Origin of the sequence: Crystallibacter permensis (assembly GCF_025960875.1) — a bacterium.
Taxonomy (GTDB): Bacteria; Actinomycetota; Actinomycetes; order Actinomycetales; family Micrococcaceae; genus Crystallibacter; species Crystallibacter permensis.
Genome location: NZ_JAODLR010000002.1, coordinates 312,647 through 338,524, shown reverse-complemented (window position 1 = coordinate 338,524; position 25,878 = coordinate 312,647). Strand labels below are relative to the sequence as shown.

The window sequence follows — 25,878 nt, the reverse complement described above, 5'->3', positions numbered from 1 at the left end:
GGTCTTAACTTCCTTGGCTGAGTTTTTGGTCCGTTGCGGGAGGGCTGATGCCCGGATCCGGAAAGCTTTCGAGTGAACTGCGCGCGGACCTGAGTGACCTGATAAACCACGGCAGGCAAGCAAACGCGAAGGCCAGCCGGACCAGGTTCCACTCAGGGGATTGCGGTATGAGCGTGGTGGCGCTGGCGAGCAGTATGACAGCGAGAACGGCAGCGATCAGGTTTGGCGTAGGCCTCCGCCAAACCTGTGTCTTGGGAAGCCCGATCCGTTGCAGGAAGGCCAGAAGCATGTAAGCAGCGACGGCGGCTGTGGCCGCACCGAAGATTCCCCATAGAGGCACCAACAGGAGGTTTAGGCCGATGCTACCCATTGCCGCAACGCCGGTCATCAAGCCGATCACGCTGCCTCGGCGCTGGGTTAGCAGCAGTTGGCAGGATGCAGCGCCGGCAGCAACAGGGAAGGCCGACAGCGCAATCAGGAAAACCACGCCTGTGAGGGTCTCCGGCCGGAAGGACTGCGGCACGACGATCTGCAGGGCAAATGGGGCCGCGAGGGTGACTCCCAAGATCACGGGCATCAATACCCGATATAGTTCGTCGCGGGCACGGGTCGCCAGCTCCCAGCGTTCAGCATTATCGACCAAGGCCGCGAACCGCGGAGTCCATGCCGTGCCGGTGAAAGTAATCAGAAGAACGACGATCGAGCCGATGACGTACGCTGCCTGGTAGCGGCCTACTTCCTCGGCTCCCAAAATCATCTGGACGATGATACGGTCGCCGGCGCTGAGTTGGAAGTAGGCGATGCCGGCCAGGGTCAAGGGCAGACCGAGCTTGAGCGCTCGTCGAGTAACCCGCCAATTGGCCAATCCGCGCAACGACGGACGGGTGAGGACGATGCCTACCAGCATGGCCGCGATCTGGCTTCCCACTGCGCCTAGGGCATAGGTCCCGGCGTCATTACGGAGACCGAAAAGCAGGATGAGGCCAACGACTTGGCCACCTATCGCGGCCAGCCCGCTGACCAGCGCGAAGGGACGGAACTTGTCTTCCGCCAGCAGCAGGGAGAGCATTACCTGGACGGAGGCAGCCGGTACCGTCCAGAGGATGACCGCATAAACTAACTCGGCGTGCTGACCGAACCCGAGGGCGCCCCTCCACAGCGGCGCGGTCAAAGCGAAGACAACGGTGACCAGCAACGCGAACGACATCCCCACGGCAATGAGACCCCGGGCATTGTCGTTATTGTTGTCTTCGGCCCGCTGAAGCACCAGTGCCCGGTCAAAACCAAAAAGGGCGAGCGCGGCAATCGCTTGATGGAGTGCAATTCCTGCTGCCAGTGCCCCGAACTCGGCCGGAGCTAGCGTATGGGCGAGGACCGGCGACACTATGATGCCGGCGACGAGCTGCAGGGACCAAACCACGACGTAGAGCAGGCCACGACCGAAGAGGCTCGGGCCGATGACCTTCTCCCGTTGCCGCCGGGTTGCGGTGCTGTCCGCGTGGAAGTGTCCCTCGGGCCGAACCATCAGACGGTATCCTTGGCGGCACGGCGTTGCAGCAGGTAGTTGAACGGCCCGCGCATGACCCACAGAAGCTCGAGCCTGAGGACCTTGCGGACTTCCGGATCCTTCGTGGGGTCCGGAGCCGTGCTGCCGGCGCCGTTGCCCTTCGTAACTCGGGCGTTCCGGAGTAGATTGCGTACGGCTCGAGGACTCCTGACCAAGGCTAGGCGGGCTGTCCGCGGGTTCATCATGATTTTGGCCAACCACGCTCCCAGCCCGTTGCCATATCCGCGGGCCTGCACCCGCAGCGCCTCCATATCGTCGCGATGGCGGTGCCAGACGATAGCGGACGGCTGGACTACGAGGGAATGCCCTGCAAGGATCACCCGGGTGAACATGTCGATATCTTCGCCACCGCCCGTCCGTGTCCCCACACCCAGGGCCGCATCAAAACCGCCCAGCTCTAAGGCTGCGCGGCGATCGATGGCGAAATTGGCTCCCGTTCCGTAGGCCCCGATGCAGAAGGGGAAAGTCGGCATGTTTGTAGGTGGCTTGGTTAGCGAGTAGACCTGCGGAACCACGCTCTTCGACCAGCTGACCCGCTCGTCGAAGTAGTGCTGGGCGCGCGATCGCACCTCGCCTGCGGGCACCAAGCCTGTGACGCAGACGGCAGCCGGGTCCTTATCGAATCCGGCGGCGATCTCCCGGAGCCATGCCCCGTCGACGATGACATCGTCGTCGGTGAAGGCGACGATGTCTCCCTTGGCAAGGCCAAGTCCGGTGTTGCGGGCGTTGGATAGCCCCGGTACGGGTTCAAGGACAAAACCGACGCGAGGGTCCGCGAATTCCTCGTGGACCAAATCCCTCGTCTCAGTGGTCTTCGACGCGTTGTCCACAACGACTACGTCGAAATTAGGGTAGTCGAGACGCAGTATTGCCTGCAGGGCGCCGCGCAGCAACGGCGCCCTGTCCCGTGTGCACACAACCACCGTGATCGACGGACTCGAGCCCGCCGGATGAATCGACGTAACCTGCGGGAGGGAGGCGATGGCGGCGTCGAGGGCCTGCCGATCAAGCACCCCCCCGACAGCGTCCACATCGACGAAACCGCGAACCGCTGCACCTTCGCGGATGAGCAGCCGAGCGCGGTCATAGCCCTTGGACTTGAGGAGCCGCAGCTGCGAATGCTGCGAGAGGGAGCCCAGTTCGACTTCACCGACCCATCTCACTCCCACCCACTGCTCCGGAGGACTACTGTCCATGGCCGGCGCGAGCTCGAACATCTCGCCTGTGCCGCTACTCACCAGGCGTCCCCACAATGGCCGTCCCGGAGGCCACATTGACGCGCTTTCGCGCGGCATGTGCGAGGACACGGCCACGAATATATCCTGCCGTCGTGGCTGCGAGGACGGCGAGAATGGTCCCCGCCTGACGAGGCCCGTTGAAGTCCCCGCGCTTCACACCCTGGCGAACTCCGGACAGGACCGCACGGGAAAGCACGCTGCGAACATACCGCCGTTCTTGTTTCAGCGCCCTTTTGTGGCCTACCACGTGGCTGACTTGGGCCTTTGAAATCCCCTCCGACCAGGATCTGGCCAACATGTATTGAAGCGTCCCCCGCTGGGCAGGTACATGGTGGCGCACGACGGCCTCAGGCTGGTAGACAATCCGCGATCCGGGGGAGCCCATTGTGGCCCTGATGCACAGTTCGGTCTCTTCACAACCCAGCGGAACGGACCCTAGCCGGCCGAGGGAAAGGTTAAACCCTCCAACCTGCTGCAGCACGTATTGCCGGAAGGACATATTGGCCCCAATGACGTTCCGGACCTCCGTCGCGACCTTGGGTAGGCCTCGGTAGCTGCACCCGACAATCCAGTCGAGTTCCTCGGGAAAATGGGCAGGCCTGCCGTTTGTCCAGTTCGGTTCGACGAGTCCTCCCACGGCCAGGACATCCGGATCGTCATAAAAGGACGTTAAGTTCGCCAGCCAGTCGGGTGCCGCTTCGGCGTCATCATCGATGAAGGCAACAATATCCGAGCTGGCCAGACGGATCGCGGTATTCCTCGCACCGGACAGGCCTCGTTTCTCCGCGTTCTCCACGAGCATGACGTCCTGGACGGTGCCGACCAGGCGCTTGTACAGGTCCGCATCGTGATCGACGACGACGATAACTTGACTTGGTGCCAACGTCTGATTCTGGACGGAGGCAATGACCTTGATCAACAGATCCCAACGTTCCTCCGTGTAGCAGCAGATGACGACCGAGACTGTGGATGCTTGCGCGATGCTTGACATGTTATTTTCCTTCCACGCCGGTCAGAAGGCTCCGGGGATCCGTTGGCGTCCGCGGGACCGTTAGGTTCGGATACGTGTACTTCACACGCCGCAGGGCCTCTGGCCTGGCTCCGGCAGTGGGAGCATCCCAAGAGGCGAACTCCCGCGCCATTGTCCGTAGAACCCGCCAACCGTCCCGAAAAGTCTGTAGATTCGAATCGCCCGAGATCCTGTTGAGCTCGATGCTGGGTACTTCGGCAATGCGTAGGCCTGCCTTGGCTGCGCGCACAATCAGCTCTGTTTCAATTTCAAATCCGTCGGACTCCAGATTGAGGACCGAAAGACACTCACGTCGGAAGGCGATGTATCCGTAGCAAAGATCCGAGTAGTTGCTGCGCAGGACCGTGTTGGCCAGTTCGGTCAGCGCCCTGTTTCCTGCATTTCGCAGCCACGTCAGATCCTCGGACCCACCGCCCGTGACATAGCGCGACCCCTTAACGAAGTCGTAGTCGTGTTGGAGAGGAGCGACAAACCAGCCGATTTCCTGGGGATCCATGCTGCCGTCTGCATCAAGCATGACCACGACGTCAGAGGAGGCCGCAGCGAAACCGGCGCGCAGTGCTACTCCTTTGCCCGGACGCGGCTCCTCAACTATGACCACATCCTCCCTCACGGCCTTGGCAACACCGGCCGTGTTGTCGTGCGATCGCCCATCCACAATGACCACTTCATCCACGTAGGACGGCATGCGGTTAAGGACCCAAGGTATGTTCTTGGCCTCGTTCAGGGTGGGAATAACCACACTGACTGTTGGCGCCTGCCACTCAGTCGAAACCGAAAAAAAATGAGGAATAGACATAGAAAATCACCACATGCTTTGTTTGCTGACATTCGAACTGCTGTTGGCTTTGAAGGGCGAACAGCAGAAATAAGGCCTAAAAGAATGATTTAGCCCTTTAGGACACACTTCTGTGTCCAATTGCAGGGCATCGCCCTGAAGGGTTGTTGCGGTAGCTCCGCCGTATAGCCGGCAATGAAATGGCCGGTATTTAAAGCTGACCCTATGTGTCGACGTATACCGTAGCCCGCGAATAATTAAGGCAGAAAAAGTGTGGTTCAGCCCCCATAAACTGCCGAGAAATCCACCCGCGCATGTCTCTCCATCCCCAATATTAGTACTACCTGCGATTCGCCAGCAGCCAATACTCAATAACACTCCCCAAAGCTGTAGCGATGAGCGATAGCTGAATGATGAGTCACGATAGCAGTGATCCTGGAATGCTTGTGCCACCGCAAATTGGGTATTGACTTCGTGGGATGGGCGTGCTGAGAGACGCACTTCGAACTGTCACTGACCACAGTTCCCTATTGGCAAAAGAACTTAAACGATTCCTTAAAACGCACTCGCCGCAGGAGATGCAATGAGCTCTCCGTACCCGATTTGTTTTTCATCGTTTGGTTTATCAGTTCATCCAGCCCGAGTAGTCCGTAATGGATTCGTAATCTTAGTCAGTAATGGGACTTTTTGGCCGCAGGACCTCCAACACCAGGTTTAAGGAAGGAGGAAGGAAAAATGTAAAGTTATTCGTGACCGTATCGACTTGTATTGATAGCATCAGCATTCAGCTACCTTCGGATGAGTACTGGGACCACCCATGCCGGGTGGCTAAATAATTCCTATTCATGAAAGTACGATGATGAAGATAAATGCCGGAGCACCCCGCTTGCTGGGGCAGTTTCTTGTTATGTGCCTAGTGGCCGCGGGGATGGCTTTTGCGACACCGGCTTACGCTTCGGCAGTTGCTGACTACGGGCATCCGAGTATTAGCTACTCAGGCGTCAAGAATCCGCCTACATCAGACAAGCCGCAAAGTAAGCTCTGGTGGAACGATGGCTCATGGTGGGCGAATATGTGGGAGTCCAACAGAGGATGGGTGATACACAAGCTGGACCGAAGTCAAGACACTTGGGTGAATACCGGCGTCTTGGTCGATAGCCGTAGCAACACGTTGTCGGACACGTTATGGGACGGCAGTCACCTTTACATCGCCTCACACATTGTCACAGTATCGAATGACACGTCGCCCGTGGCGTCCGTTTCGGGCCAGCCCGCCAAGCTTTATCGTTATAGCTACTCGGGCGGTACCTACACACTGGACGCCGGATTTCCCACCACGATAACGAACAACAGCAGCGAGTCGATGACTATCGACGAGGACACGACGGGTGCAATTTGGGCGACGTGGACCCAAGTGTCCGGCAATTCAACTACGGGGTTCACCAACACTGTCTACGTCAACCAGTCCGCGCCCGGGGGCATCAGTTGGGCTGCTCCCTTCATCCTTCCAGTCGCTGATCCGAATCCTTCGCCCGATGATCTTTCGGCGGTCGTGGCGTTCAAGAACAAGATCGGTGTGATGTGGAGCGACCAGAGCGATGGATCCGTCTACTGGGCGACCCGCACGGATGGAACTACCCCTACATCGCCGTCATCATGGAATTTTAAACCGGCGATTCAAGGCAAAGGTCAGGCGGACGACCACCTGAATCTCAAGACGTTGCAGTCCGATAATGCCGGCCGGGTGTATGCAGCAGTTAAGACCGGGCTCAACGATACGTCTACCGATAAGACGCTGCCTCAATTGTTATTGCTGGTGTTCAAGCCTGGTACAGGAGCATTCACGCAGTCCACCATTTCGACGACCGGTGATTGTGTATCGCGCCCCCAAGTAGTCTTAGACAGTCACAATAGTGCGGTGCATGTTTTCCAGACAGCACCGAGTACATCGGTTACCGGTTGTGCCTATTCGGGTGTAGCCGGCAGCATTTACCGCAAGACGGCCTCGATGGATAACCCGGTTTTTGGGCAGGGACGTGGCACTCCCGTCATCCAGAGCTCCGCCTCGCCCAACATGAACAACGTGACGACCTCCAAGCAAAGCGTCAACAGCCAAACCGGCTTGGTCGTCCTGGCGAGCGATAATGTGAATAAGCGGTACTGGTATTCAGACGAGCCGATTGGCACAGCTCAAGCGCCACCCGCCGCGTCTTTTACCGCCACTCCGACATCGGGTACTGCCCCTTTGCCAGTAACGTTTACCAACACATCGACGGGTGCGCCGACGTCATATGAATGGACGTTTGGGGACGGAACGACATCCACATCGCAGAACCCATCACATACTTATACTGACGCCGGCACCTATACCGTGCAGATGACTGCGTCTAACAGTGCAGGCATGACGTCCAGCACTTCGACGGTAACAGTTAGTCCCGGCGCTCCACAGACCGGTGTGACCGTCGGAAATTCAACGACGTCCTACCAGGCTGCGTCGACTAACGTCACCCTGAGTCCGCCGGCCGGAACTAAAGCCGGGGATGTGCTGGTTGCGACAATAACTGCTGATCTCGCGCCTTCTATGGCTTCCATTCCGACGGGGTGGACCCCACTAGTGGAGGGCCTCTCAATCAACAGTTCTTCGACGTCGGGTGCAAGAGTATTCGCTTACTATCGCGTGGTGGGTTCGTCTGAGCCGACAAGCCATATTTGGGCCATGGACAAGGCCGCGAAGTGGGGCGCAGGAGTAACCGCCTATGGCGGCGTCGATAACGCCGAACCATTAGACAGTTCAGCCGTCACAGCCGTCGACGCCTCATATGCGGCTACCAGTATCAGTGTTCCAAGCATCACTACGGCCAGCAGTGGCGCCATGCTTATTGGCGGAATCGGCTTTGATTCAGGTACGCCGGGAGCTACTCCGCCGAACGGGTGGATCGAACGTTGGGAATCAGCTGGCGGCCAGATTGCCGTGTTAGCTGATCGCCCACAAGCAGAAGCCGGAGTAAGTGGTACCACCACCTGGACGTTGAGTTCTGCGCGAGCGGTGGGTGCATGGCAGGCCGCCCTGAGGCCGGCCAGCTGACAACTGCACAGCCAGGACGCAATGGCGGATGGGCGTCTCCAGCTTAACCACCCGCCAACTGCGTTCGTTCAGCAGGGGGCATTTTCTCAGAGGTGTGAGAAGCAAAGAGGCTTAACTGTCGGCCTATTGCAAATTCGTTGTTTAAGGAGGAGTGGGCAGGGGACACCTGGAATCGTGATGGTCTCGAGACCACAACGTTGGTACCCGTTCGCAAGTGATTTCGATCGACGGGAGCCGTCATCGCAAATCCATAGGATATAGTCCGGCAACGCATCACGCTCGGGAGACCGGAGCTCATGGCGGGGTCTAAGGGGGACCAATCACTGGTGCCAAGCGAATATGGGGACCTTCAGACTGCCGCCAATCGAGATAGTGTAGCCGTCACCCATATGGAGGAGACGACGGCTGTCTTCGCGTATGTAGTGGCCGCTGATCTCGAGATTCAGGCGGGCAGTTTAGGGCGTTGGATATTCTGCGTCAGGCAGTTTGCGGCGGAGTTCCGCCCAGTGTTCCGCCACTGCCAAGTGTCTAATCGCCGCGGCCACGACGGCCTCTGGCAGCGGATTGCTCCAAGCCTGCACAAGCTCGGCGAGCGTTTGCGCGGCAGAGCGACGTGCCAAAGCCAGTTCCATGGAATCGGCGATGCCAATACAGATGGCTGGTGTTGCGGTCATGCCCTGTATTCGTAGCAGGGTGGGTACGCGGATTGTTTCCGCCATGCTCAGAGCAGTTCCTGAAGGTGCAGGCTCAGCCACAAAACCAGGGTGTCTTCGGGCTGGTCCAGGTCAATGCCGAAGAGTTCGCTGAGGCGCCGTAGGCGGTAGCGGAGGGTGTTCTGGTGCAGCGAAAGAGCGGCGGCAGTCTTGGCGGAGTCACGGGAGAAATCGAGGTAGGTCCGCAACGTCTTGGCGTACTCGGTGCCGGACTTGGCATCGAACTCCAGCATTCTGGTTGCTGCTGGGGACATGAGGCGCGGGGTGTTCCGGAACTGTGCCGCGAGTTCCAGCAGGGTCAGCCGGCTGCGTACTTCCTCGGCGCTGGCATAGTCACCTGCGCTGCGACCGGAAGCGAGCATCAACAGAACAAGGTCGGCGTCGTGCCGTGAACGGCTGATGCCTGCGACGGTTGCGGCCATAGACCCGGTAGACGCCCGCAGCTGGACCGACAGAGTGGCGGCGGACCGTTCGATAAGGCGGCGGGTAAGGGCTTCGATGGACGCTATGGCCGACGCAGCGGCGTCGGTGAAAAGGGCATAGATGGTGGTGCCGATGAGGACGCAGTGGGCGCCTTGCCGGTGGGACTCGCACTGCGTGGTGACAAGGTCTACGAGGCGGATCAGCGAGATTTCATCGGCTTGCCCGAGCTCCGGCTGGAAAGCGGCGACGACGAAGGGGCCAGACGGCTTGAGCCCAAGCTGTTCCGCGATGAGCTGGACGTCGTCGCCGCCTTCGAGAAGACGGCGGAGGAGCTCTGCCCGTTGCTGCCGCGCCAGATCGTTTGTGCTGCGGGCCCGCAGCATATGGAGGGCAGCGATATCGGCCGCGCGCTCCAGTGCCTGCTCCGCCTCGGAATCCAGATCTCCGTTGGAGTCGACCACCCAAATGGAACCCAACGGTTGGTTCCCCGCGCGGACAGCGATGGCCAACCGGTCCAGCGCCGGGCCGATGCCCTTGATGTGCACGGCGCCGCGGGACTGGAACACAGACGCGTACTGCTCGGCGTTTTCCGGCAAGTAGGGAACCTGCCGCCCCAGAATTCCGTTCCGTCGGTCCTCGTCGATGGGCTGGTCGGGGAGGGCGGAGTAGGCCAGTACCTGTTCCTGGAGATTTTCGATGGTGGTGGCGCCGCCGACCATGGCTGCGATGGCATTGGCCAAGGCAAACAGGTCACCTGCCCCCAACGGCGAGGGCGATCTGCTGGTTTCTGCCGCGGTACTCAGCGCCGATTCCAGGAGGGCGTAGAGCTGCCGCCAGCCGACGGCGTCGTCCACCACTAACAGAGCGATACCGGCTTCGACGGCAGTATTGACGAGTTCGTCGATGTCCTGGGAGAGCTGCTTCAGGACGATCGCGCCGAAACCAGCGCTGGCGGCGCTTCGAACGACGTCGTTGGTCCCTGGATCTGCAGGATGGAGGCCTATCCCCAGCAGGATCTCGCCGCGGAACCCTTCGAGGGGCGCGAGCGGGTCGTAGAGGGCCGGGCTGGTCAGGGACAGCTTGGGGGAGTTGTCATACGAGCGGACCAGCAGTCCGGAACGCTCCAGTACTTGCAGGAGGTCGGACAAGCCGATGCTGTCCGGGGTTTTCGCGAGGGTGACCACTTCGTGCACGTTACCGGCGGTTTGTGCTGGACCACAAGGCAAAGGATGAAGGTTGGTGCCGGGCGCTGAAGTCACGGCTAGCCCGCTCAGACCATAGTTGACGCATGTCACTTACAGTTGAAGCCAACCCGGCAGCACGCCAGGCCGAGGAAGCGGCGGCCGCTGCCGCCGCCAGAGCCGGCGTCCGGGTTGTCGATGAACACGACCGCGAAAGACTCCGGGACGTTGAAGAGTTGCTCATCTCGATCTGGGGAATGTCTCCCCACGGAGCGCCCGTTCCCTTCGATCTCCTCCGGAGCATCTCCCACGCCGGCTGCAATGTTTCCGCCGCCTATAGGGCGGACGGGGTGCTGTGCGGGGCCGCCGTCGGCATCGTCTCCCCGGGAGGGCGGACAACCTATTCGCTGATCGCCGGCGTCCTTCCCGGGACTGCTGACAAAGGCGTGGGCTTCGCCCTCAAACAGCACCAGCGGGCCTGGTCCCTTGCCCGCGGCATCGACACGATGACCTGGACGTTCGACCCGCTGGTCAGCCGGAACGCGCGCTTCAACCTGACGAAACTCGGCGCCCACGCCACGGAGTACGCCCGTGATTTCTATGGCGAAATGCAGGACGACATTAACGCCAACGACGAAAGCGACCGGCTCGTCGCCATCTGGCCGCTGACCTCCACGCGGAGCATCAACTGCAGCGAAGGTTCAGTCGAAGAGCCGCAGCTGCCCGAATCGGACCTGGTCCACATTCTTGAATACGGCCCTGACTCCCTGCCACTGCTCCGCGAAACCCCGAGCACCCTCTGGTGCCGTGCACCGCAGGACATCGTCGCCTTGAGGGCCGCGAAGCCCGCCGAAGCAAGCCAATGGCGGTTGACGATCCGCGGGATCTTCGAATCCGCCTTCACGTCCGGCTACAGCGCCACCGGAGTCACCCGGACCGGCTGGTACCGGCTGACCAAACCCAGCCAGGCATGACCTACACCCAACACCAGGAGTAAACAATGCGCCACAAAAATCGAGCAGTTACCGTGCGCCACGTCCTCGGCGTCGCCAGCCTGAGCCTCCTCGTCGGACTCACCGGGTGTGCGGGAGGAGCCGCCCCGGCTGCAGCGCCGCAGCCAATCTCCACCGCCGAGATCGACCCCGCCGCCGCAGCGGCCCTGCCGGAGGAATACAAATCGGCCGGCGTGATCAAGGTGGCATCGGACATTCCCTATCCGCCGCTGGAGATGTTCGATGAAAACCAGCAACTCACGGGCCTGGACTACGACCTTGCCCAGGCGATGGGCGCCAAGCTGGGCGTGCGGCTGGAACTGCAGACGCAGGCATTCGATAGCATCATTCCGTCACTGCAGTCCGGCAAGAACGACATCATCATGTCCGGTATGAACGACACCGTTGAGCGCCAGGAGACGCTGGACTTCGTGGACTACCTCCACGCCGGGTTCTCCATCCTGGTCCCGGAGGGCAATCCGGAGAACATCACCACCGTGCTGGACCTGTGCGGCAAGAACGTCGCCGTGCAGAAGGCCACGGTGCAGGGCGAGATCCTCCGCAGCTACGACCAGCAGTGCAAGGACAAGGGCTCCGAGCCGGTGAACGTTGCCGAGCTGCCGCTGGAAACCGATGTGCAGACAGCAGTCCGTTCCGGCAAGGCCTCCGCCGATGTCGTCGATTCCGCAGTGGCAGCCTATGCCGCCAAAACCGCCGGGGACGGCAAGATCTTCGACATCGTGAAGGACCCCGCGAATCCGGCCGGCTACAACCCCGTCTACACCGGGATCGGCATCCTCAAGGAGGACAAGGAACTGAGCCAGGCCATCCTCGCAGCCCTCGAGGCGGTCATCGCCGACGGCACCTATGACAAGATCCTGGCGAAGTACGACCTGTCCGATTACACGGTCAAGGAAACCGGGCTCAACCTGGGCGGGACCAAACCATGAAGCAGGTGAGCACCCTCCCCGCCCCGCATGTAGGAGAAACGGGTAGCACCACGGCCAGCACGGCGGACGACGTCGTCGCTGTTCCCTTGCGGCATCCGTGGCGGTGGATCGTCGCGGGGGCACTCGCCCTGGGGTTCGTCGCTCTCTTCTCGTCCCTGTGGACCAACCCCAATATCGACCACGCCACCATCAGCAGCTACGTCTTCCACCCGCGCATCCTCAGCGGAATCGGCCTCACCCTGGTGGTGACCGTCGTTTCCATGCTCGTCTCGACCGTCCTCGGCGTGCTGCTGGCGGTGATGCGGCTGTCGAAAAACCCCGTGATGAACGCCTTCGCCTGGTTCTACGTCTGGGTATTCCGCGGCACCCCGCTGCTGATCCAGATTGTCTTCTGGGGCTACCTGGGGCTGCTGTACTCGCAGATATCCCTGGGCATCCCGTTCACGGACTTCACGGTGTTCTCGGTAGACACCAACACGCTGGTGCCGGCCTTCACCGCCGGGCTGCTGGCCATGACCCTGAACCAGGCCGCGTATTCCGCGGAGATCATCAGGGGCGGGCTGGTCTCGGTGGATGCGGGCCAACAAGAGGCGGCCGCCTCGCTAGGAATGTCTCCGGCCTACACCCTCTTTCGGGTAGTGCTGCCGCAGGCGATGCGCGTGATCACTCCGCCGATGGGCAACGAGACCATCTCGATGCTGAAGAACACGTCCCTGCTGTCCGTCATCGCGGTTCTTGAGCTCTACACCGTGGCCACCCAGATCTCCTCGCAAAACCTCCGCCAGGTGGAGCTGCTCGTCGTCGTTAGTTGCTGGTATCTCTTCCTGACCTCGGTGCTGTCCGTGCCGCAGTACTACCTGGAACGGCACTACGGCCGCGGAAGCGCACGGCAGCCGGGGCCCACGCCGTTGGGCCGGCTCATGTCCTCGTTCCGCAAAGGCAAGCAGCCAGAATCGAAAGGACCGGTCAATGACTGACGCCCTCGCAACCCACCGGACCCGACCCGCCGCCGCAACGGCGTCACCGCTTCTGGTTGCCAGCAACGTCCGCAAGCAGTACGGCAGCGTGGAGGTGCTGAAAGGCATCTCACTGACCGTCAATGCCGGTGAGGTGATGTGCCTCCTGGGCCCATCCGGCTCCGGCAAGTCCACGTTCCTGCGCTGCATCAACCATTTGGAGAGGATCGACGGCGGCCGCATCTCTGTGGCCGGCGAACTGATCGGCTACGCCCAGCGCCAGGACCGGGTCTTCGAAATGAACCCGCGCGAGGTAGCCCGGCAACGCCGCAGCATCGGCATGGTGTTCCAGCGGTTCAACCTGTTCCCCCACATGAGCGCTTTGGAGAACATCTGGGCCGCGCCCGTGGGAGTGAAGAAGGTGCCCAAGCAGCAGGCGCTCAAGCGCGGAATGGAGTTGCTGGACCGGGTGGGCCTCGCCCACCTGGCGAAGGCTTATCCGGCGCAGCTTTCGGGCGGGCAGCAACAGCGCGTCGCGATTGCCCGGGCGCTCGCCATGGACCCCCAGCTCCTGCTGTTCGATGAGCCAACGAGCGCACTGGACCCCGAGCTTGTCGGCGATGTCCTGGACGTGATGCGGACACTCGCCGCCGACGGGATGACCATGATTGTCGTGACCCACGAGATCGGCTTCGCCCGCAGCGCCGCGGACAACGTCGTCTTTATGGATGGAGGCGTGGTGGTGGAATCGGGTGTGCCGGCCGCGGTGTTCGACAATCCGCAGCATCCCCGGACCACAGCCTTCCTCAACAGCGTCATGTAGCCGGGCGTACCGTCAGCGTCCCTGGTCAGTCCCACCCCTATCCCTCTCTTGAATGCGAGTTTCGAATGAAAATCTCCCGCGCCACCATCGCGCTCATCGATGTTCCGCTGCTGGAACCCTTCGTTGTTTCGTATGCCACCTACGATTCGATGCCGAGCATCATCCTGACCCTTGAGACCGACGACGGACTGGTGGGCTACGGCGAGAGCGTTCCGGATGGGCACATCACCGGAGAAACGCCGACCGGAACGGTCGAAGCGCTCAAGACCGAGCTGATTCCGGCCATCCTGGGAATGGATCCGCGGGACATCACGGCCATCCATCAGCGGCTCGACCAGTCGTTGAAGGGATGCGGTGCGGCGAAGGCGGCCGTCGACATTGCCTGTTGGGATCTGGCCGGAAAAGCTGCCGGGCGACCCATCTACGCACTCCTGGGAGGCCGCCGGCCAGAGCAGCCGACGATCGCGCGGGTGATGAGCATTCTGGAGCCCGAAGTGCTCGCCGAACAAGCAGTCCAAGCGCGCGGCGAAGGCTACCGGCACCTCAAGATGAAGCTCGGCAGCGACGACGGGCAGGACGTGGAGCGCGTTCGGGCCGTTAGGACGGCGATCGGGGACGACCTCGCCATCCGGGTGGATGCGAACCAGGGGTGGGGCGATCCGGCCACGGCGCGCGTCATGATCCGGGCCCTTGAGCCGTTCGGCATCGATTGGATAGAGCAGCCAATCCTCGCCGACGACATTGACGGATTCCGCCTGCTCCGACAGGACACGAGCGCGCGGCTCATGGCCGACGAATCCGTGGTGGATGCCGGCGACCTTGCACGGTTCGTCCGCGACCGCTCGGTGGACATGGTCAACCTGAAGCTCATGAAGAGCGGCGGCATCACGCCCTGCCACCGCTTGGCGACGCAGGCTGAACTCGGGGGACTCAAAGTGCAGATCGGCTCCATGCTCGAGTCAAGTATCGCTTCGGCTGCGGGGTTCCATCTGGCCCTTAGCCATCCCAACATCGTTTCCACTGAACTGTCCGGGCCGATGAAGTTCGCGAAGGAACTGGGGGACCTGCAGTACGTTCTGCCCGACGTCCAGATCACCGAACGGCCTGGTCTCGGCGTCGACGTGGACACCGACATCCTTGCCGAGCTTACGGTGACCGAGTGCGAAGTGTTTGCGTGACGGTTGGCGCTGGTTCTCAATAAGCAGACCGAGCGAAACGGCGGGTGGAAGCGCAACGCAACCACTCGCCGTCGTTGGTTGTAGGTCCCTTGGAACCGGACACCCTCAGGGCAGACAATGTTGATACCGTCCTCCAGAGGCGTCAAAGCGAATTCCGGGAGTCACCATGACAACTCCTCAAAAGGTAGTCAGACATCCGATCGTGGTGGGGAGCCCGGAGTTCCTGGCCGACCCCTATGCTCACTACGCATGGCTGCGGGAAAACGCGCCGGTCTACCGCGGGCGGTTGGCCTATCTGGGCGACCAGGATCTGTGGATGGTCTCCCGCTATGCCGACTGCCGGACGTTATTGACCGATGAGCGATTCCAGCGGTCGCCGGGCGGGAAAGGGCCGGGGTTCCTGGAGCAATTCCCGGTGGCGGCACGGGAGCCGATGAAGCTGCTGACTACCTACAGCATGATCATGATGGACGATCCGGCTCACCGGCGGTTGCGTATGCTCGTGGTCAAGCCGTTCACGCCGCGGGCAATCGCCCGGATTGGCGAGCGGGTGGCTGAGCTGGCCAACGGCCTGCTTGATCGGCTCGAACCGGGCGGACCTGTAGATCTGCGCGAACAGTTCGCGCTGCCGATCCCGTCGACGGTGATCAACGAGATGATGGGGGTTCCGGACGCCGACCGGGACCGCTTCCAGAAGGGCACGCAGGCCCTGATTGCGGGTGCGGCCGACTATGGCCAGGACAGCTGGATCCGGGAAATCAACGAGCTGACCGAGCTGGTCCGTGAGCTGATCGAACATAAGCGGTCCGAGCCGGGCGATGACATCCTGACCGGGCTGATCCATGCTGAAGAAGAAGGCGACCGCCTCGATGAGAACGAACTGGTCGCCATGGCGTTCCTGCTGATCACTGCAGGGTACGAGACCACCTACAACCTGATCACCAACGCCGTGGTCACCCTGCTTGACCACCCGGATCAGCTCGACCGGCTACGCGGCGCCTCGGGTGATGAGGAACTCTGGCGTGGGGCTGTCGAAGAAGTTCTGCGCTACAACAGCCCGGTCGGGGGAACTGAACCGGTCACCGCGACCGAAGAAGTGGTCTGGCACGACACCACCATTCCGGCCGGTGCGTCGGTGGTTCCGCTGACGCAGGCGGCCAACCGCGACCCGGACATGTTCGAGGATCCGGACCGCTTCGATATTGACCGCCGCCCCAACAACCACCTCTCGTTCGGCCATGGCGTGCACTACTGCCTCGGGGCGAACCTGGCGCGGCTGGAGACCCGGGTGGCGCTGGGCATCCTGTTTGAACGCAATCCCAACCTGCGGCTGGCCGTGGACCGCTCCGAGCTCGCGCTCGAACCGCTGCCGTTGTGGACGCGCTACCAAACGCTGCCTGTCCGCTTCGGGTAGGCCTCGCGTATTGGAGGCCCGCAACGCAACCACCCGCCGTCGTTGTTTGGATGAGGCTGTGGGGCCGAGGGATTCCGCGTTATGGCGCTCTGCGGGAGTCAGCTTCGGCATTCTCCTGAGCGGTGCGGGACCGTGTCTCGACGGTGACGCAGATCTGGTCGCCGTTGTACGCGTCACGCCACACGAAACCTTGAAGGCAAGTGTTTATTCCGTACGGGCCGCCGGGCGGATTGGGCTTGCGCCGGAGCTGCGTGATTTCCTCGTTATCGACCAGGACCTGCGCCGCGGATTCCGGTGTTACGCAAATCTCGTCGTCGGGAACAACAAGTCGGTAGACGTAGCCGGGCAGACAGTCATCCGCCGGTTCGATTGCCACCTCAAGGGACACCAAGGACTCGCGTTCGACTTTGGTCCCAGCCGTCGGATCCTGCGTGAGGACCGTGTCAGGGGCGCGGTCGCTTTCAACCGTCTGGACCTTTGGCTGGAGGTCTGCTTTCTCCAGTAGCTCAACTGCCTGGCTCAGCGTTCCGTCCGCCACCTGGGGTACCTCGGTACCTCTGGGCCACATGAAGAAAACGACGGCGCCGATCACCACGAGCAGGCCGGCTCCGGCCGCAACCATCCACCAAGGGAACGGTTTCGGCTTGGCAGGTTCTTTGGTCGGCGGGATGGCTATTTCCAAGCCGAGTACTTCACCGCTGTTAGCCTCCGGTGGCTCGTCGGCTGAATAGGCGTTGAGTTTGACCGAATAGGTTCCGCTGGGCGCGCCCTTCGCGTCGAACTCGACTTTGTACTGTTCGGTTGCGCCCGCGGGAATGGTGCGTAGACTTTCATCGATAGTCGCCCAGCTTGCTGGTTGCTGGCGCTCGCCGGTTGCCGGGGGAGCAGTTCCGTTCCCGTCGTAGACGCGCAGCACCACGCGCTGTGATTCAGCCGCCGTGTTTGTCACCGACGCGGCCACCGCCCCCACTCCTTGTTCGAGCTTAATGCTGCCGGCGCTCAAGGTCATCTCGATCCCGCTCATCGGAGCCCCCTCCTCATAGTTTCAGTTATGTCTCGCTATCGGCGCCGCCGGACGTGGGCGCGAGATTAATAAGGTCCTGGCGGCTCTGCCGACGGAACGGTCCGTTGTAGCTGCCCATCCTGGTCTGAGACGGGATCGGGGGGAGATGCTGATGTTCTCGGGAACTGCGCGGAGGGTTAAGCGGGCGGTGCTTTCCTCGCCTCACACATGACCGCTACCAAAGTCCCACACAGCCGCCTCCAGAACACTTCAGAAGCTCCCGCCGCTGGCCCGTCAATTGCGACGGCCCTTGGCGTCAAACAATCGTCATGGTACGCCTCGGAACCGGCCGCCACCAGAGTCTGTTTGCCCCGCTGATAGCGGATCCGGAGGAGTCTTTTTGGGCCCGCTGTCGGGCTGCATCGTGCAGAGGTCGGCTGCCCGGCGGAAGGTAACGTTTTGGAAACGCCCGGCGTCGCTGGAGCGGTGCAAGAGCGGCCTGATCGTGACTGTTTTCCGATCGCCTGCGGGGGACGAAGACCTTAAAATTGCGGCTACGGACGCCGGAATCCCGGCGCCGAAGAAGGGGGATTGAAATGCCGCAATATACCGTTCCGCTGTTCACCGCCCGGGGCAGGATCGCTTGGTTCTGCGCGATCGGGCTCGGACTGGTACTCCTGGTGCTGGGCTTGGTCCTGAACCAGTTGTGGCTGACCGTCGCCGGTATCGCGTTCATGGTGTTCGGCGGGGTGTTCCTGATCCTGTCCTACGTCACGCACGGCCGGACGGATTAGGCCAGGCCGGGTCACTGCGGGCATGGCGGGTGCAGCCGGCGGTCTCCGCCGGCCGTTGTACTTCCTTGCGGTAGTCGCTGCTGTCCTGGTGGTCCTGGTGGAAGTTGGGTTGCCCGTCCTCCTGTTGGACGGGCCGCCTTCACGTGCGTCCAGCGGCGCGGCGTTGGAGCTGGGGGTGCCTGAAGAACTGTTGGCGGGCTCCGGCAGCGAGGTCCCGCAGCCGCCCGGCGCCGGCATAGGTTTCCTGGCCTTCATCGATGGGCTGCTGCTGTTCAGCGTGCTCATGGTGGGGCTGAGCCTGCTGATTCCCCTGCGCATTTATGGCAGGCTTCAAGGCGTTGTCACACTGGTGGTTTCGCTGCTGTGGGTGGTGATGTGCCTGCTGGCCGGGCTCGCGGCGCTGGCCACGCTGATGCTGATGATCGGGCTGTTCGTCGCCGCGCCCTTCGGCACGCTGGCCTACCTGGCGATCTGGGGCAGCTTTTCCACGGGGCAGGCGGCGGCTTTGCTGGGGTTGTTGCTCTTCCTGAAAATCTGTTTCGGTGTTTTCCTGGTGCTGTCCCAGCCGAGGTTCCTGCGCGTCAAAGGTCTGATGGCGCTGGTCGTGGTGTCCGTGGTGCTGCAACTGGTGCTCGGCTTCATCCACGGCTTCCTGCCCGGCCCGGTGGTGGCCATCGGCGATCACTTATGGGCCATCGTGACGGCGGTGGTGGCGCTGGTCTGGGCCCTGGTGATGCTCATCTACTCGCTGCCGGCGATCATCAATGCCATCCGCTCCTCGGGATCCGCGGCAGATTAGCGGCCGAGGTCCGGCAGCTCTATCCGCTCCAACTCGTCCACCTCCAGCCGTTCGCAGAAAATCACCGTGCAAACGTCGGTGGGCCAGGGGAAGGTGAACACGAACGGGCTGATAGTGAGCATCACCGTGGAGCCGACCGGCACGCGTTCGCCACCCTCCGGCAGCTGGCCACGCACGATGCAGCCGCTGTCGTTGATGCTGCAGGTCGATGCCGGATTCAGCGCCACCTGGAGGCCGCTGTCCTGAAGTCCTGACCGGGCAGCACCGGCCGGCTGGCCAATCACGTTGGGCACCTCGACAGTCTGCTCGACTGCGAAGCCAACCGTAACGATGGATTCGGGTTCGACCTCCGTACCGGCCTCCGGATCCTGGCTCAGCACGGTCTCCGGCGGCTCCGTGCTTTCCACCGGGTTGAATTGCCCGCCCAGTCCCGCTGCCACCAGCGCTGCCTGCGCCTGTTCCAGGGTTCCGCCGGTCAGCAGCGGCACTTCCGTCTTGCGGGGCCAAAGGAAGAAAACAACGACGGCGATCACCACCACGAGTCCGGCGGCTGCGGCGACAATCCACCAGGGGAATTTCTTCGGTTCCGGCTTGGCCGGTTGCGCCGGAACCACCAGCTCCAGCGTCAGCACCTGCCCGCTGTTGGCCTCCGGCGGCTCATCGGCGGAGTAGGCGTTGAGCTTGACGGAGTAGGAGCCGCCTGGCGCGGACTTCGCGTCGAAGGAGACCGTGTACTGCTCGGTGGCGCTGGCGGGAATGGTCCGCAGGCTCTCGTCGATGGTGGCCCACTCCGTAGGGTCGGGCGGTGGATCCGGCGGCGGCACGCTGGGACGGTGGGACGGCGGGTGCTCCGATTCCGGGGCGCCGCCGGTAGCTGGTTTGGGCGGTGCAACGAACTCGCCGCCGAAGACCCGCAGCACCACGCGCTGGGGTTTGGCAGCGGCGTTGGTGACCGAAGCCGTCACAGCACCCGTCCCGTCCTCCAACTCGATGCGGGATGAACTCAGCGTCATTTCGATTTGGCTCATCGGTGCGTCCTGGTCCGTCATTCTGACTCCTTCGAGCAGTCTCTGCCTTGTCCCAGCTCAACAGCGCACGGGACAGTGATGAGCTGGCAGGTGAGGGTGAAAGCGCCGCCGGAGCGGCCGAACACGAGATTAATCCGGCAGCCCGCCCCTACATCCTGCCGGGTGCTGGTGCCTTCTACCGCGAGCCTCAGGTTCACCGGCGCGGCCGGCACCAATTCCGCGCGCTTGGTGGCCTGCAGGGAGAAAGGCCCGCCGAACTCACCGACCGTCAGTGTGCAGGACCCGGTGATGGTGATGCCGTCTCCGTCAACACGGCAGTTTCCACCCGCGGGCTGCAGCTCGTTGATGTCCAGGCCGGCGCTGAGTTCCATACCGTCGAAGCGGTCCTGCCAACCCGCGGCGCCGTCCGCGTCGCGGCCCCCGAACCCGGCACCCAGGGCGAAAATAACGACGGCGACGGCAGCACAGACCGCGGCAATAATGAGCGGCTTGCGGTTCCCTGTGCTCATGATCCGGCTTCCTCCGGCTCGGTTTCTTCCGGTTCGGGTTCCTGCGGCTCCGGCCCGGCGGCTTCGATCTCGATCCGGCAGGTCGTGTGGGCCGGCTTGCTGCCCTCCACAATCCGCCTGATCAGCAGCAGCTGGTCCGCCGCGGCCGCCGGCACGGCAACGTTCAGGTGGAACGCGCCGGGAACGTCGTCGATGCTGAAGCCGGGGACGCCGGTGGCCAGGTGGAGGAAACGCCGCAGCCCGCCGGCGGTGCCGCGGCTGGCCGAGAGCTCGGCGGCGTTGGCCACCAGGTCCCGCAGCCGGTCCGGTCGAAGGGTTCCGCCCACGCTGCCGGCCGTGCCCGGAACGCCGGTGGCCAGCCAATCAAGATCCACCCACCGCGCGAGGTAGGGCAGCATGCGCTCCGGCGCCCGGTAGGGATCGAAGTACTCGGGCAAGTCAGCCAGCACCCGGTGCGCCGGCGCATGCATGTCCGCGGCCGCGGCGGCCAGCGCTTGCAGCGGGCGGTTGGTGTGCGCCGCCGTGCGGAAGACCTCCGGCAGGATGTTCAGCAACGGGTCAGCCATCGGAATGCACCACCTCGATCTGGTGGTCGCCCGAGCAGAAGAGCCAGGTGTCGGGCAGCGTGACAACATCGTCGACCACGCGTCTGGAACGGCTATGCCAAAGCTGTGCGGCATCGTCGGAACCAAAGATGCCGCGCGGGCCGGCAGCGAGAACCAGCTGCCCGCCGTCGTCGTCAATGGCCCCCGAGACAGACTCCACCGGTTCGAATCTGGCCCGGTCCCGCAGCGGCAGGCCGCAGTTGACTTCGCGATGGTCCCAGCTGCCGCCGCCGGACAGATCCAGCGCGATCACGCCGCTGCTGTACGTTGCTGCGTAGGCCGTGCTCCCGAGGATGTGCAGGCTGGAACAACTGCCGCCGCTCCAGCCGTCGGTGAGTTCCTCCCAGGAGGCGGCCAGGGCCTCATCGAACCGTGTGCGGTCCAGTTCCACCAATTTGAGCCGGGCACAGCCTGCGCCGGACCCCTCGGGCACAGCGCGGCCCAGCCACAGCCAGGTGGCCGGGCCGTCGTACTGAATGGCCATGCAGCGCACGTCGTCGCCTTTGGTCTTGATGCGGTGGAATGACTCGGGGGCGCCGTCGCGCGGGGAAAGCCAGATGCCGGCGGCGGCTTCCGCGGCGAGCACCACGCCGGTCTGCCCCCGCACATCCATGAAGGCGTCCACCGTGTAGAAGCCGCGGTCTGGGTCCGTCGGGTCCACCACGTTCTGGACAGGTCCGGCGCCCGGCTCATCCGGGAGTTCGTAGAGCCCGCGGGCTCCGGCCATGAGCAGGACCGGCCTGCCGGCGCGGGAGACCCAGGACAGATCCGCAATGGCGAAACCGAGTTCGGCCGCCCGGCGCCAGCTTTCGCCCAGGTCATCGCTGAGGTAGATCCGCGAGCCGCGGTCCGTGGTGGTGGCCACGGCGACTTTGCCGGGGAAGGCAGCGGCTGTCCGGCCGGGGCCCGGCTCGGGGTACGGGACGACGACACGGATGGTCTCGCCGTCGAAATCGGCGCAAGCCTCCCAGCCCCGGCCCCAGTTGAGCGTGCGGAAGAGCGTATCGCCGCCCGCGACGAACCAGCTGCCGGGGCGGCCCGCGGCGCGCACCAGGGAAACGGCGTCCTGGTCCGGGACCTGCTCCACTTCCAGCTGCACGCGGTCCACATACTCGACGCCGGGTTCGGCCTCCTCCATCACGCGGTACAGGTTGGACACGCGCAGCGGATTCCCGAAGCCGGAACCGTACCCGGTGCCGCCCTCGGGAAGCGGGTTGATCGCCGAGTGCAGCCGCTGCAGGATCCGGCGCTGGACGCCGGCGGCGTCCTCATCCGGACGCACGTGCACGCGGGCCCGGACCAGCACCTGCTTGCTGCGCGCAAACCGCACCACCGGCACCGCGCCGATGGTGGCCCGCTCGCGCAGGTGGGCGGCTACTTCCTCGACCACCTGGTCCCGGGCGTAGCTGCGCAGCTGGTCCTCCGTGACGCTGCCGTCCCGGCGGTCCGTCTCCGGAACGTGCGGAACCAGCACCACTTCAACCTCGCCCGGATTGGCGAATTCCCAGATTTCGCGCCGGGTGATCGCGCGTACCCGGCCGACGCCGCCGTGGCGCGCCGCCAGCGATTCGTAGTCGCGGGCGGTGACGGCGCGGTCGCGGGCCTGGAAGTCCTGCGGTGCCCGGCGCAGCGCCTCCGAGAGCGGTTCGGCGTCCCTGCCGCCGGTAGCCGGTTCCGGATTGGTGCAGGTCAGCCCGTCCAACGGGGTACGCAGTACGGTCAGCGAGCCGGCCGGCACGTTGCCCTGGGCGCCACCGCCGGAGCGGAACCAGGCGATGATGCGCGCGCCTGCGGCCGGGGCCGGCGGCGGCTGGGCATCGCCTTCGGGCCACCACGGGAAGACCAACGTTCCGGAGAAGCGGTCCACGCGGACCGCGGACTCGCCGGGACCGGCATCGGCGAAGGCCTGCACATCGCGGCAGGTCCGGTACGCGACGCCGTCAACCAGTACGGCATTGCCGCTGCGGAGCCGGGCTCCTGCGGGTACCTCGACACCGACGGCCAGACCCTCGCCGGCGACGGCGGGCGCGGCGGGTAGTTGCAGGACCTGGCCGGGCCGCCCGGTCCCGGTGCCGACAGGGACGGCCTCGTGCAGCGTGGCGTCGACGGCGGCGACCCGGACGATGGCCTGCCCGGCTTCGAGGACGGCGTCCTCGATGGTGCTGAACACCGGTTGCGGGGCGCCGGGGATGCCCGGCGGGCAGCCGGCCTGGGTCCCCTTGGGGATGGTGAGCGGACCGCCGTCGGGCTCCTGGCGGGTGAACTCGAGCAGCGTCCGGGCCGCGTGCGGCGGCCGCAGCGACGTGCCCAGCAGGTTCAGATAGACCGTGTAGAGCTTCTCCGGTACCCGGTTGAGCCGGTAGAGCAGCATGTCGGTCAGATGCGCGAAGGCCTCCACGAGGACCATGCCCGGGTCATGCACGGTCGGCTCCCAGGACGGGTCCACCTGCCTGATGCGCTCGCGGGCGCTGGCCACCAGCTCCATGAAGGAGCGGTCGTCGAGGTTGGGGACCGGGATGCTCACGAGGGGCCTCCGTTGCCGAGGGGTACCACCACGGTCAGCTGCTCTTCCTGCGAGGTGGCGCGGATGCGGTAGTGCAGCCGGATCTCCAGCAGCGCCGGCTCCTCGGGGGTCCGGCCGGCGTCGAGCGAGACAATGCTGATCCGGTCCTCCCAGCGTTCGATGGCCCGGGCCACGTAGTGCACGGCGAGTCCGGCGGTGGTATCGCCGGCCGGTTCGAAGACCAGCTGGAAGAGCCGGCAGCCGTAGTCCGGACGGTTGACGCGCTCGCCGGGGCGGGTGCTCAGCAGGAGCAGCAGCGACTGGCGGACCGAGGCCGCATCCGTCACGCTGGCCAGCCCGCCGCCCGGAGCCAGCCGCAGCCCGGCGGGACCGGCGTCGGCGTCGAAATCTGGATGCACCATGGCCAGCGAGCGGTAGCGGGGCATGCTCATGACGCCGCCACCGTGAAGGATTGGCCGGGGGAGCGGACCGTGTACTTGACCGCTCCCGGCGGTGTGCCGTCGGTGAATCCGGTGACCGAGTCCAGGCAGACGGCGCGTTCGCCGATACAGATGAAGCCGGAATAGCCTGTGTGGACGGTGAGCGTATTGGTGCACGGCTTGATGTTCAGGCCGATGTTCGGGCAGCCAGCGATCGGCCTGCCTTCCGGATCGTGGGCGACCAGGACGGGCGAGCCGCCGATCCGCACCCAGGTCTGGGAGGCCTTGGGCCCGACCAGGCCGTCATGGCCGCACCGGGTGGTGCCAGCCAGTACCAGGATTTTCACGGTGCCTCCTCGAAGTCCACGGTGCGCGCGCGGATCCGCAGCCCCTTGCCCGGAGCCTCGATGACCAGGTCCGTCGCGGCGCTGATCCGCAGTAAGTCAGGTCCCATTTCGACGGCGGAACCGTGGCCGTCGGTAGCGGTGAAGCTGTGGGCGGCGCCGTCGAGCATCAGCTGCTGGCCGTCCGCGGTTCGCACGGTGTACCGGCCGCCGCGGGGCCCGCGAACCGTGGCATCCGGGGGCTGCCGCATCCCGTAAAGGCCGCCGAGAATAACGGCGTTGGCCGGGTCCGAGGCCAGCAGCAGCATCAGCACGTGGTCGCCGGCTGCCGGCAGGATGACCGCTCCCTTGTCCGGCCCGGCCCCGGCGACCAGGACCGGAGACCACCCGGTGACCAGGTCGGGGTAGGCCGGCAGCGAGACCCGGGCGCGGCCGAGCTGCTGCGGGTCTTCGGTGTCCGTGACAATGCCGAGCGTGGCCACATCGGCGGCCCGGTCCGGCGGCGGCCCCGGCGGCCGGGTGGAAACGGCGGTCTCATAGCCGGTCCGGTCGATCATATGGGCAGCGGCGCACACGGCGTAGGTGCCTTCGAACTCCGCGGCGACTCCCCGCAGGCGGATCCGGCGGCCCGGCCGGAGCGCAGGATCTCCCTCCACGACCAGCTCCGCCGTGGCTTCACCGGCCGCACGCACGTCCAGTTCGGCCTGGGCCAGTGCCTCCGCACCGGCGCGGTCGGAGAACAAGCCGTTGCGCCGGTGTAGCGCTCCGCCGCCACCCACGGTGGCGGGCGCGGCATCCGCTTTGACGTGTGCGCGGGCGGTGTCCTCCGTAGCGCGGGCGCGGACGGCGGTGGCCGGGGCAGGATGCCAGCCGGCCACATCGGCGCTGCGGAAGGCCGGCTCCTGGCTGAGTTCCAATTCGGCCGAATGCAGGTTGCCGCCCAGTTCCAGCTCAAGCGGTTCGCCGTCGTCGTCCCCGGCCAGCGGGACCAGCAGGAGTTCCCGCCCGGCGACCACAGGGTACCGTCCTGCCTGGGCGCAGCATTCGGCGAGCACCGCCAGGTCCGACCGCCCGCACTGGTACACCGGTCCGACTTTCTGCGTGCCGCCCTTGACCTGCAGTCCGGTGCCCTGGCAGAGTGTCATGGCCAAGGCGGCCAGGTCCGTGGCTTCCAGCAGCCGGGTGACCTGGCTCTTGCGCAGCCGGTGCAGCGCGTCATAGGCGCGCAACCGCAGCAGCCGGGTGGCATCCGCGGCGTAGCTGCGCTCCACCACGGTCACGTCCCCGGCGAAGAGCGTCTCCGGCCGGCCGGCGACCTCCACTTTCAGGGCGTCGCCGGTTGCCGGTGCCAGCTCCCGCGCTCCGGCAAAGACCGAATCCGCCTGAAAGGTGAGCTGGCATTGTGTGGGACTGCCGAGGACGGACCGGACCTCCACCGAGATGACGGCGCCCGTTTCGGCTGCCGACAGCCGCCTACGTCCCAGCGAGATGATCAATTCCGGCAGCCCCTGGACCTGTTGCACGG

Annotated in this window: 23 protein-coding genes; 9 read left to right on the top strand and 14 right to left on the bottom strand. The window is 64.0% G+C overall.

Annotation, left to right across the window (positions count from 1 at the left end):
• Positions 1-4: 4 nt before the first annotated feature.
• From B0G38_RS03920 to B0G38_RS03905, 4 genes are read right to left on the bottom strand one after another with little or no spacing between them, the layout of a single operon-like run.
• Entirely contained in the window at positions 5-1,525 is a 1,521-nt protein-coding gene (locus tag B0G38_RS03920) for a lipopolysaccharide biosynthesis protein (protein ID WP_264668234.1), read from the bottom strand.
• A complete protein-coding gene (locus B0G38_RS03915) occupies positions 1,525-2,805 on the bottom strand; it encodes a glycosyltransferase family 2 protein (protein WP_264668233.1) in 1,281 nt (426 codons plus the stop codon). Before B0G38_RS03915 ends, B0G38_RS03920 begins: the two co-directional genes overlap by 1 nt.
• Entirely contained in the window at positions 2,798-3,796 is a 999-nt protein-coding gene (locus tag B0G38_RS03910; protein ID WP_264668232.1) for a glycosyltransferase family 2 protein, read from the bottom strand. Before B0G38_RS03910 ends, B0G38_RS03915 begins: the two co-directional genes overlap by 8 nt.
• A gap of 1 nt (position 3,797) precedes the next feature.
• Positions 3,798-4,577 (bottom strand): glycosyltransferase family 2 protein, encoded by a 780-nt coding sequence (locus B0G38_RS03905; RefSeq protein WP_264668231.1) that lies wholly within the window; start codon positions 4,575-4,577, stop codon positions 3,798-3,800.
• Between the two features lie 1,168 nt (positions 4,578-5,745).
• Here B0G38_RS03905 and B0G38_RS23205 point away from each other — a divergent pair.
• The gene (locus B0G38_RS23205) at positions 5,746-7,698 is read left to right on the top strand and encodes a PKD domain-containing protein (RefSeq protein WP_319801221.1); all 1,953 of its coding nucleotides are present in this window, start codon (positions 5,746-5,748) and stop codon (positions 7,696-7,698) included.
• 455 nt (positions 7,699-8,153) lie between these two features.
• On the opposite strand, the gene B0G38_RS03895 is transcribed toward B0G38_RS23205, so the two are convergent.
• Both B0G38_RS03895 and B0G38_RS03890 read right to left on the bottom strand, forming a co-directional pair.
• The gene (locus B0G38_RS03895) at positions 8,154-8,417 is read right to left on the bottom strand and encodes a hypothetical protein (protein WP_264668230.1); all 264 of its coding nucleotides are present in this window, start codon (positions 8,415-8,417) and stop codon (positions 8,154-8,156) included.
• A 2-nt stretch (positions 8,418-8,419) separates the two neighbouring features.
• On the bottom strand, positions 8,420-10,018 hold the full coding sequence (locus B0G38_RS03890) for a PucR family transcriptional regulator (RefSeq protein ID WP_264668229.1): 1,599 nt from the start codon (positions 10,016-10,018) through the stop codon (positions 8,420-8,422).
• A 104-nt stretch (positions 10,019-10,122) separates the two neighbouring features.
• Between B0G38_RS03890 and B0G38_RS03885 the strand changes: the two genes are divergently transcribed.
• The 6 genes from B0G38_RS03885 (at position 10,123) to B0G38_RS03860 (ending at position 16,328) form a co-directional block, all read left to right on the top strand.
• Positions 10,123-10,989, top strand: a complete 867-nt coding sequence (locus B0G38_RS03885; protein ID WP_264668228.1) for a hypothetical protein — start codon at positions 10,123-10,125, stop codon at positions 10,987-10,989.
• A 26-nt stretch (positions 10,990-11,015) separates the two neighbouring features.
• Positions 11,016-11,957: an ABC transporter substrate-binding protein gene (locus B0G38_RS03880; RefSeq protein ID WP_264668227.1), complete on the top strand. Its 942-nt coding sequence runs from the start codon at positions 11,016-11,018 to the stop codon at positions 11,955-11,957.
• Positions 11,954-12,934 carry an amino acid ABC transporter permease gene (locus B0G38_RS03875; protein WP_264668226.1) on the top strand — a complete coding sequence of 327 codons (981 nt, stop codon included), beginning with the start codon at positions 11,954-11,956 and terminating at the stop codon, positions 12,932-12,934. The genes B0G38_RS03880 and B0G38_RS03875 overlap by 4 nt, the downstream gene beginning before the upstream one ends.
• Positions 12,927-13,736 (top strand): amino acid ABC transporter ATP-binding protein, encoded by an 810-nt coding sequence (locus B0G38_RS03870; protein ID WP_264668225.1) that lies wholly within the window; start codon positions 12,927-12,929, stop codon positions 13,734-13,736. Before B0G38_RS03875 ends, B0G38_RS03870 begins: the two co-directional genes overlap by 8 nt.
• A gap of 65 nt (positions 13,737-13,801) precedes the next feature.
• Positions 13,802-14,914: a mandelate racemase/muconate lactonizing enzyme family protein gene (locus B0G38_RS03865; RefSeq protein ID WP_264668224.1), complete on the top strand. Its 1,113-nt coding sequence runs from the start codon at positions 13,802-13,804 to the stop codon at positions 14,912-14,914.
• A gap of 166 nt (positions 14,915-15,080) precedes the next feature.
• Positions 15,081-16,328, top strand: coding sequence for a cytochrome P450 family protein (locus B0G38_RS03860; RefSeq protein WP_264668223.1), 1,248 nt, complete (start codon positions 15,081-15,083; stop codon positions 16,326-16,328).
• 79 nt (positions 16,329-16,407) lie between these two features.
• Here B0G38_RS03860 and B0G38_RS03855 read toward each other — a convergent pair whose 3' ends face one another.
• Positions 16,408-17,352, bottom strand: coding sequence for a PASTA domain-containing protein (locus B0G38_RS03855; protein ID WP_264668222.1), 945 nt, complete (start codon positions 17,350-17,352; stop codon positions 16,408-16,410).
• A 575-nt stretch (positions 17,353-17,927) separates the two neighbouring features.
• Between B0G38_RS03855 and B0G38_RS03850 the strand changes: the two genes are divergently transcribed.
• Both B0G38_RS03850 and B0G38_RS03845 read left to right on the top strand, forming a co-directional pair.
• Positions 17,928-18,125 (top strand): hypothetical protein, encoded by a 198-nt coding sequence (locus B0G38_RS03850; protein WP_169994902.1) that lies wholly within the window; start codon positions 17,928-17,930, stop codon positions 18,123-18,125.
• A 22-nt stretch (positions 18,126-18,147) separates the two neighbouring features.
• Entirely contained in the window at positions 18,148-18,924 is a 777-nt protein-coding gene (locus B0G38_RS03845; protein WP_264668221.1) for a hypothetical protein, read from the top strand.
• On the opposite strand, the gene B0G38_RS03840 is transcribed toward B0G38_RS03845, so the two are convergent.
• Genes B0G38_RS03840 through B0G38_RS03810 form a run of 7 tightly spaced genes read right to left on the bottom strand, consistent with a single transcriptional unit; the run spans position 18,921 to position 25,876 of the window.
• A complete protein-coding gene (locus B0G38_RS03840) occupies positions 18,921-19,973 on the bottom strand; it encodes a PASTA domain-containing protein (protein ID WP_264668220.1) in 1,053 nt (350 codons plus the stop codon). The genes B0G38_RS03845 and B0G38_RS03840 overlap by 4 nt on opposite strands.
• Entirely contained in the window at positions 19,970-20,461 is a 492-nt protein-coding gene (locus tag B0G38_RS03835; protein WP_264668219.1) for a hypothetical protein, read from the bottom strand. The genes B0G38_RS03840 and B0G38_RS03835 overlap by 4 nt, the downstream gene beginning before the upstream one ends.
• Complete coding sequence (locus B0G38_RS03830) at positions 20,458-21,027, bottom strand: phage tail protein (RefSeq protein ID WP_264668218.1); 570 nt, start codon at positions 21,025-21,027, stop codon at positions 20,458-20,460. The genes B0G38_RS03835 and B0G38_RS03830 overlap by 4 nt, the downstream gene beginning before the upstream one ends.
• A complete protein-coding gene (locus B0G38_RS03825) occupies positions 21,020-23,590 on the bottom strand; it encodes a putative baseplate assembly protein (RefSeq protein ID WP_264668217.1) in 2,571 nt (856 codons plus the stop codon). The genes B0G38_RS03830 and B0G38_RS03825 overlap by 8 nt, the downstream gene beginning before the upstream one ends.
• A complete protein-coding gene (locus B0G38_RS03820; RefSeq protein WP_169995241.1) occupies positions 23,587-24,021 on the bottom strand; it encodes a GPW/gp25 family protein in 435 nt (144 codons plus the stop codon). Before B0G38_RS03820 ends, B0G38_RS03825 begins: the two co-directional genes overlap by 4 nt.
• The gene (locus B0G38_RS03815) at positions 24,018-24,356 is read right to left on the bottom strand and encodes a hypothetical protein (protein WP_264668216.1); all 339 of its coding nucleotides are present in this window, start codon (positions 24,354-24,356) and stop codon (positions 24,018-24,020) included. Before B0G38_RS03815 ends, B0G38_RS03820 begins: the two co-directional genes overlap by 4 nt.
• Positions 24,353-25,876 (bottom strand): phage baseplate assembly protein V, encoded by a 1,524-nt coding sequence (locus B0G38_RS03810; protein ID WP_264668215.1) that lies wholly within the window; start codon positions 25,874-25,876, stop codon positions 24,353-24,355. Before B0G38_RS03810 ends, B0G38_RS03815 begins: the two co-directional genes overlap by 4 nt.
• Between the last annotated feature and the right edge of the window lie 2 nt (positions 25,877-25,878).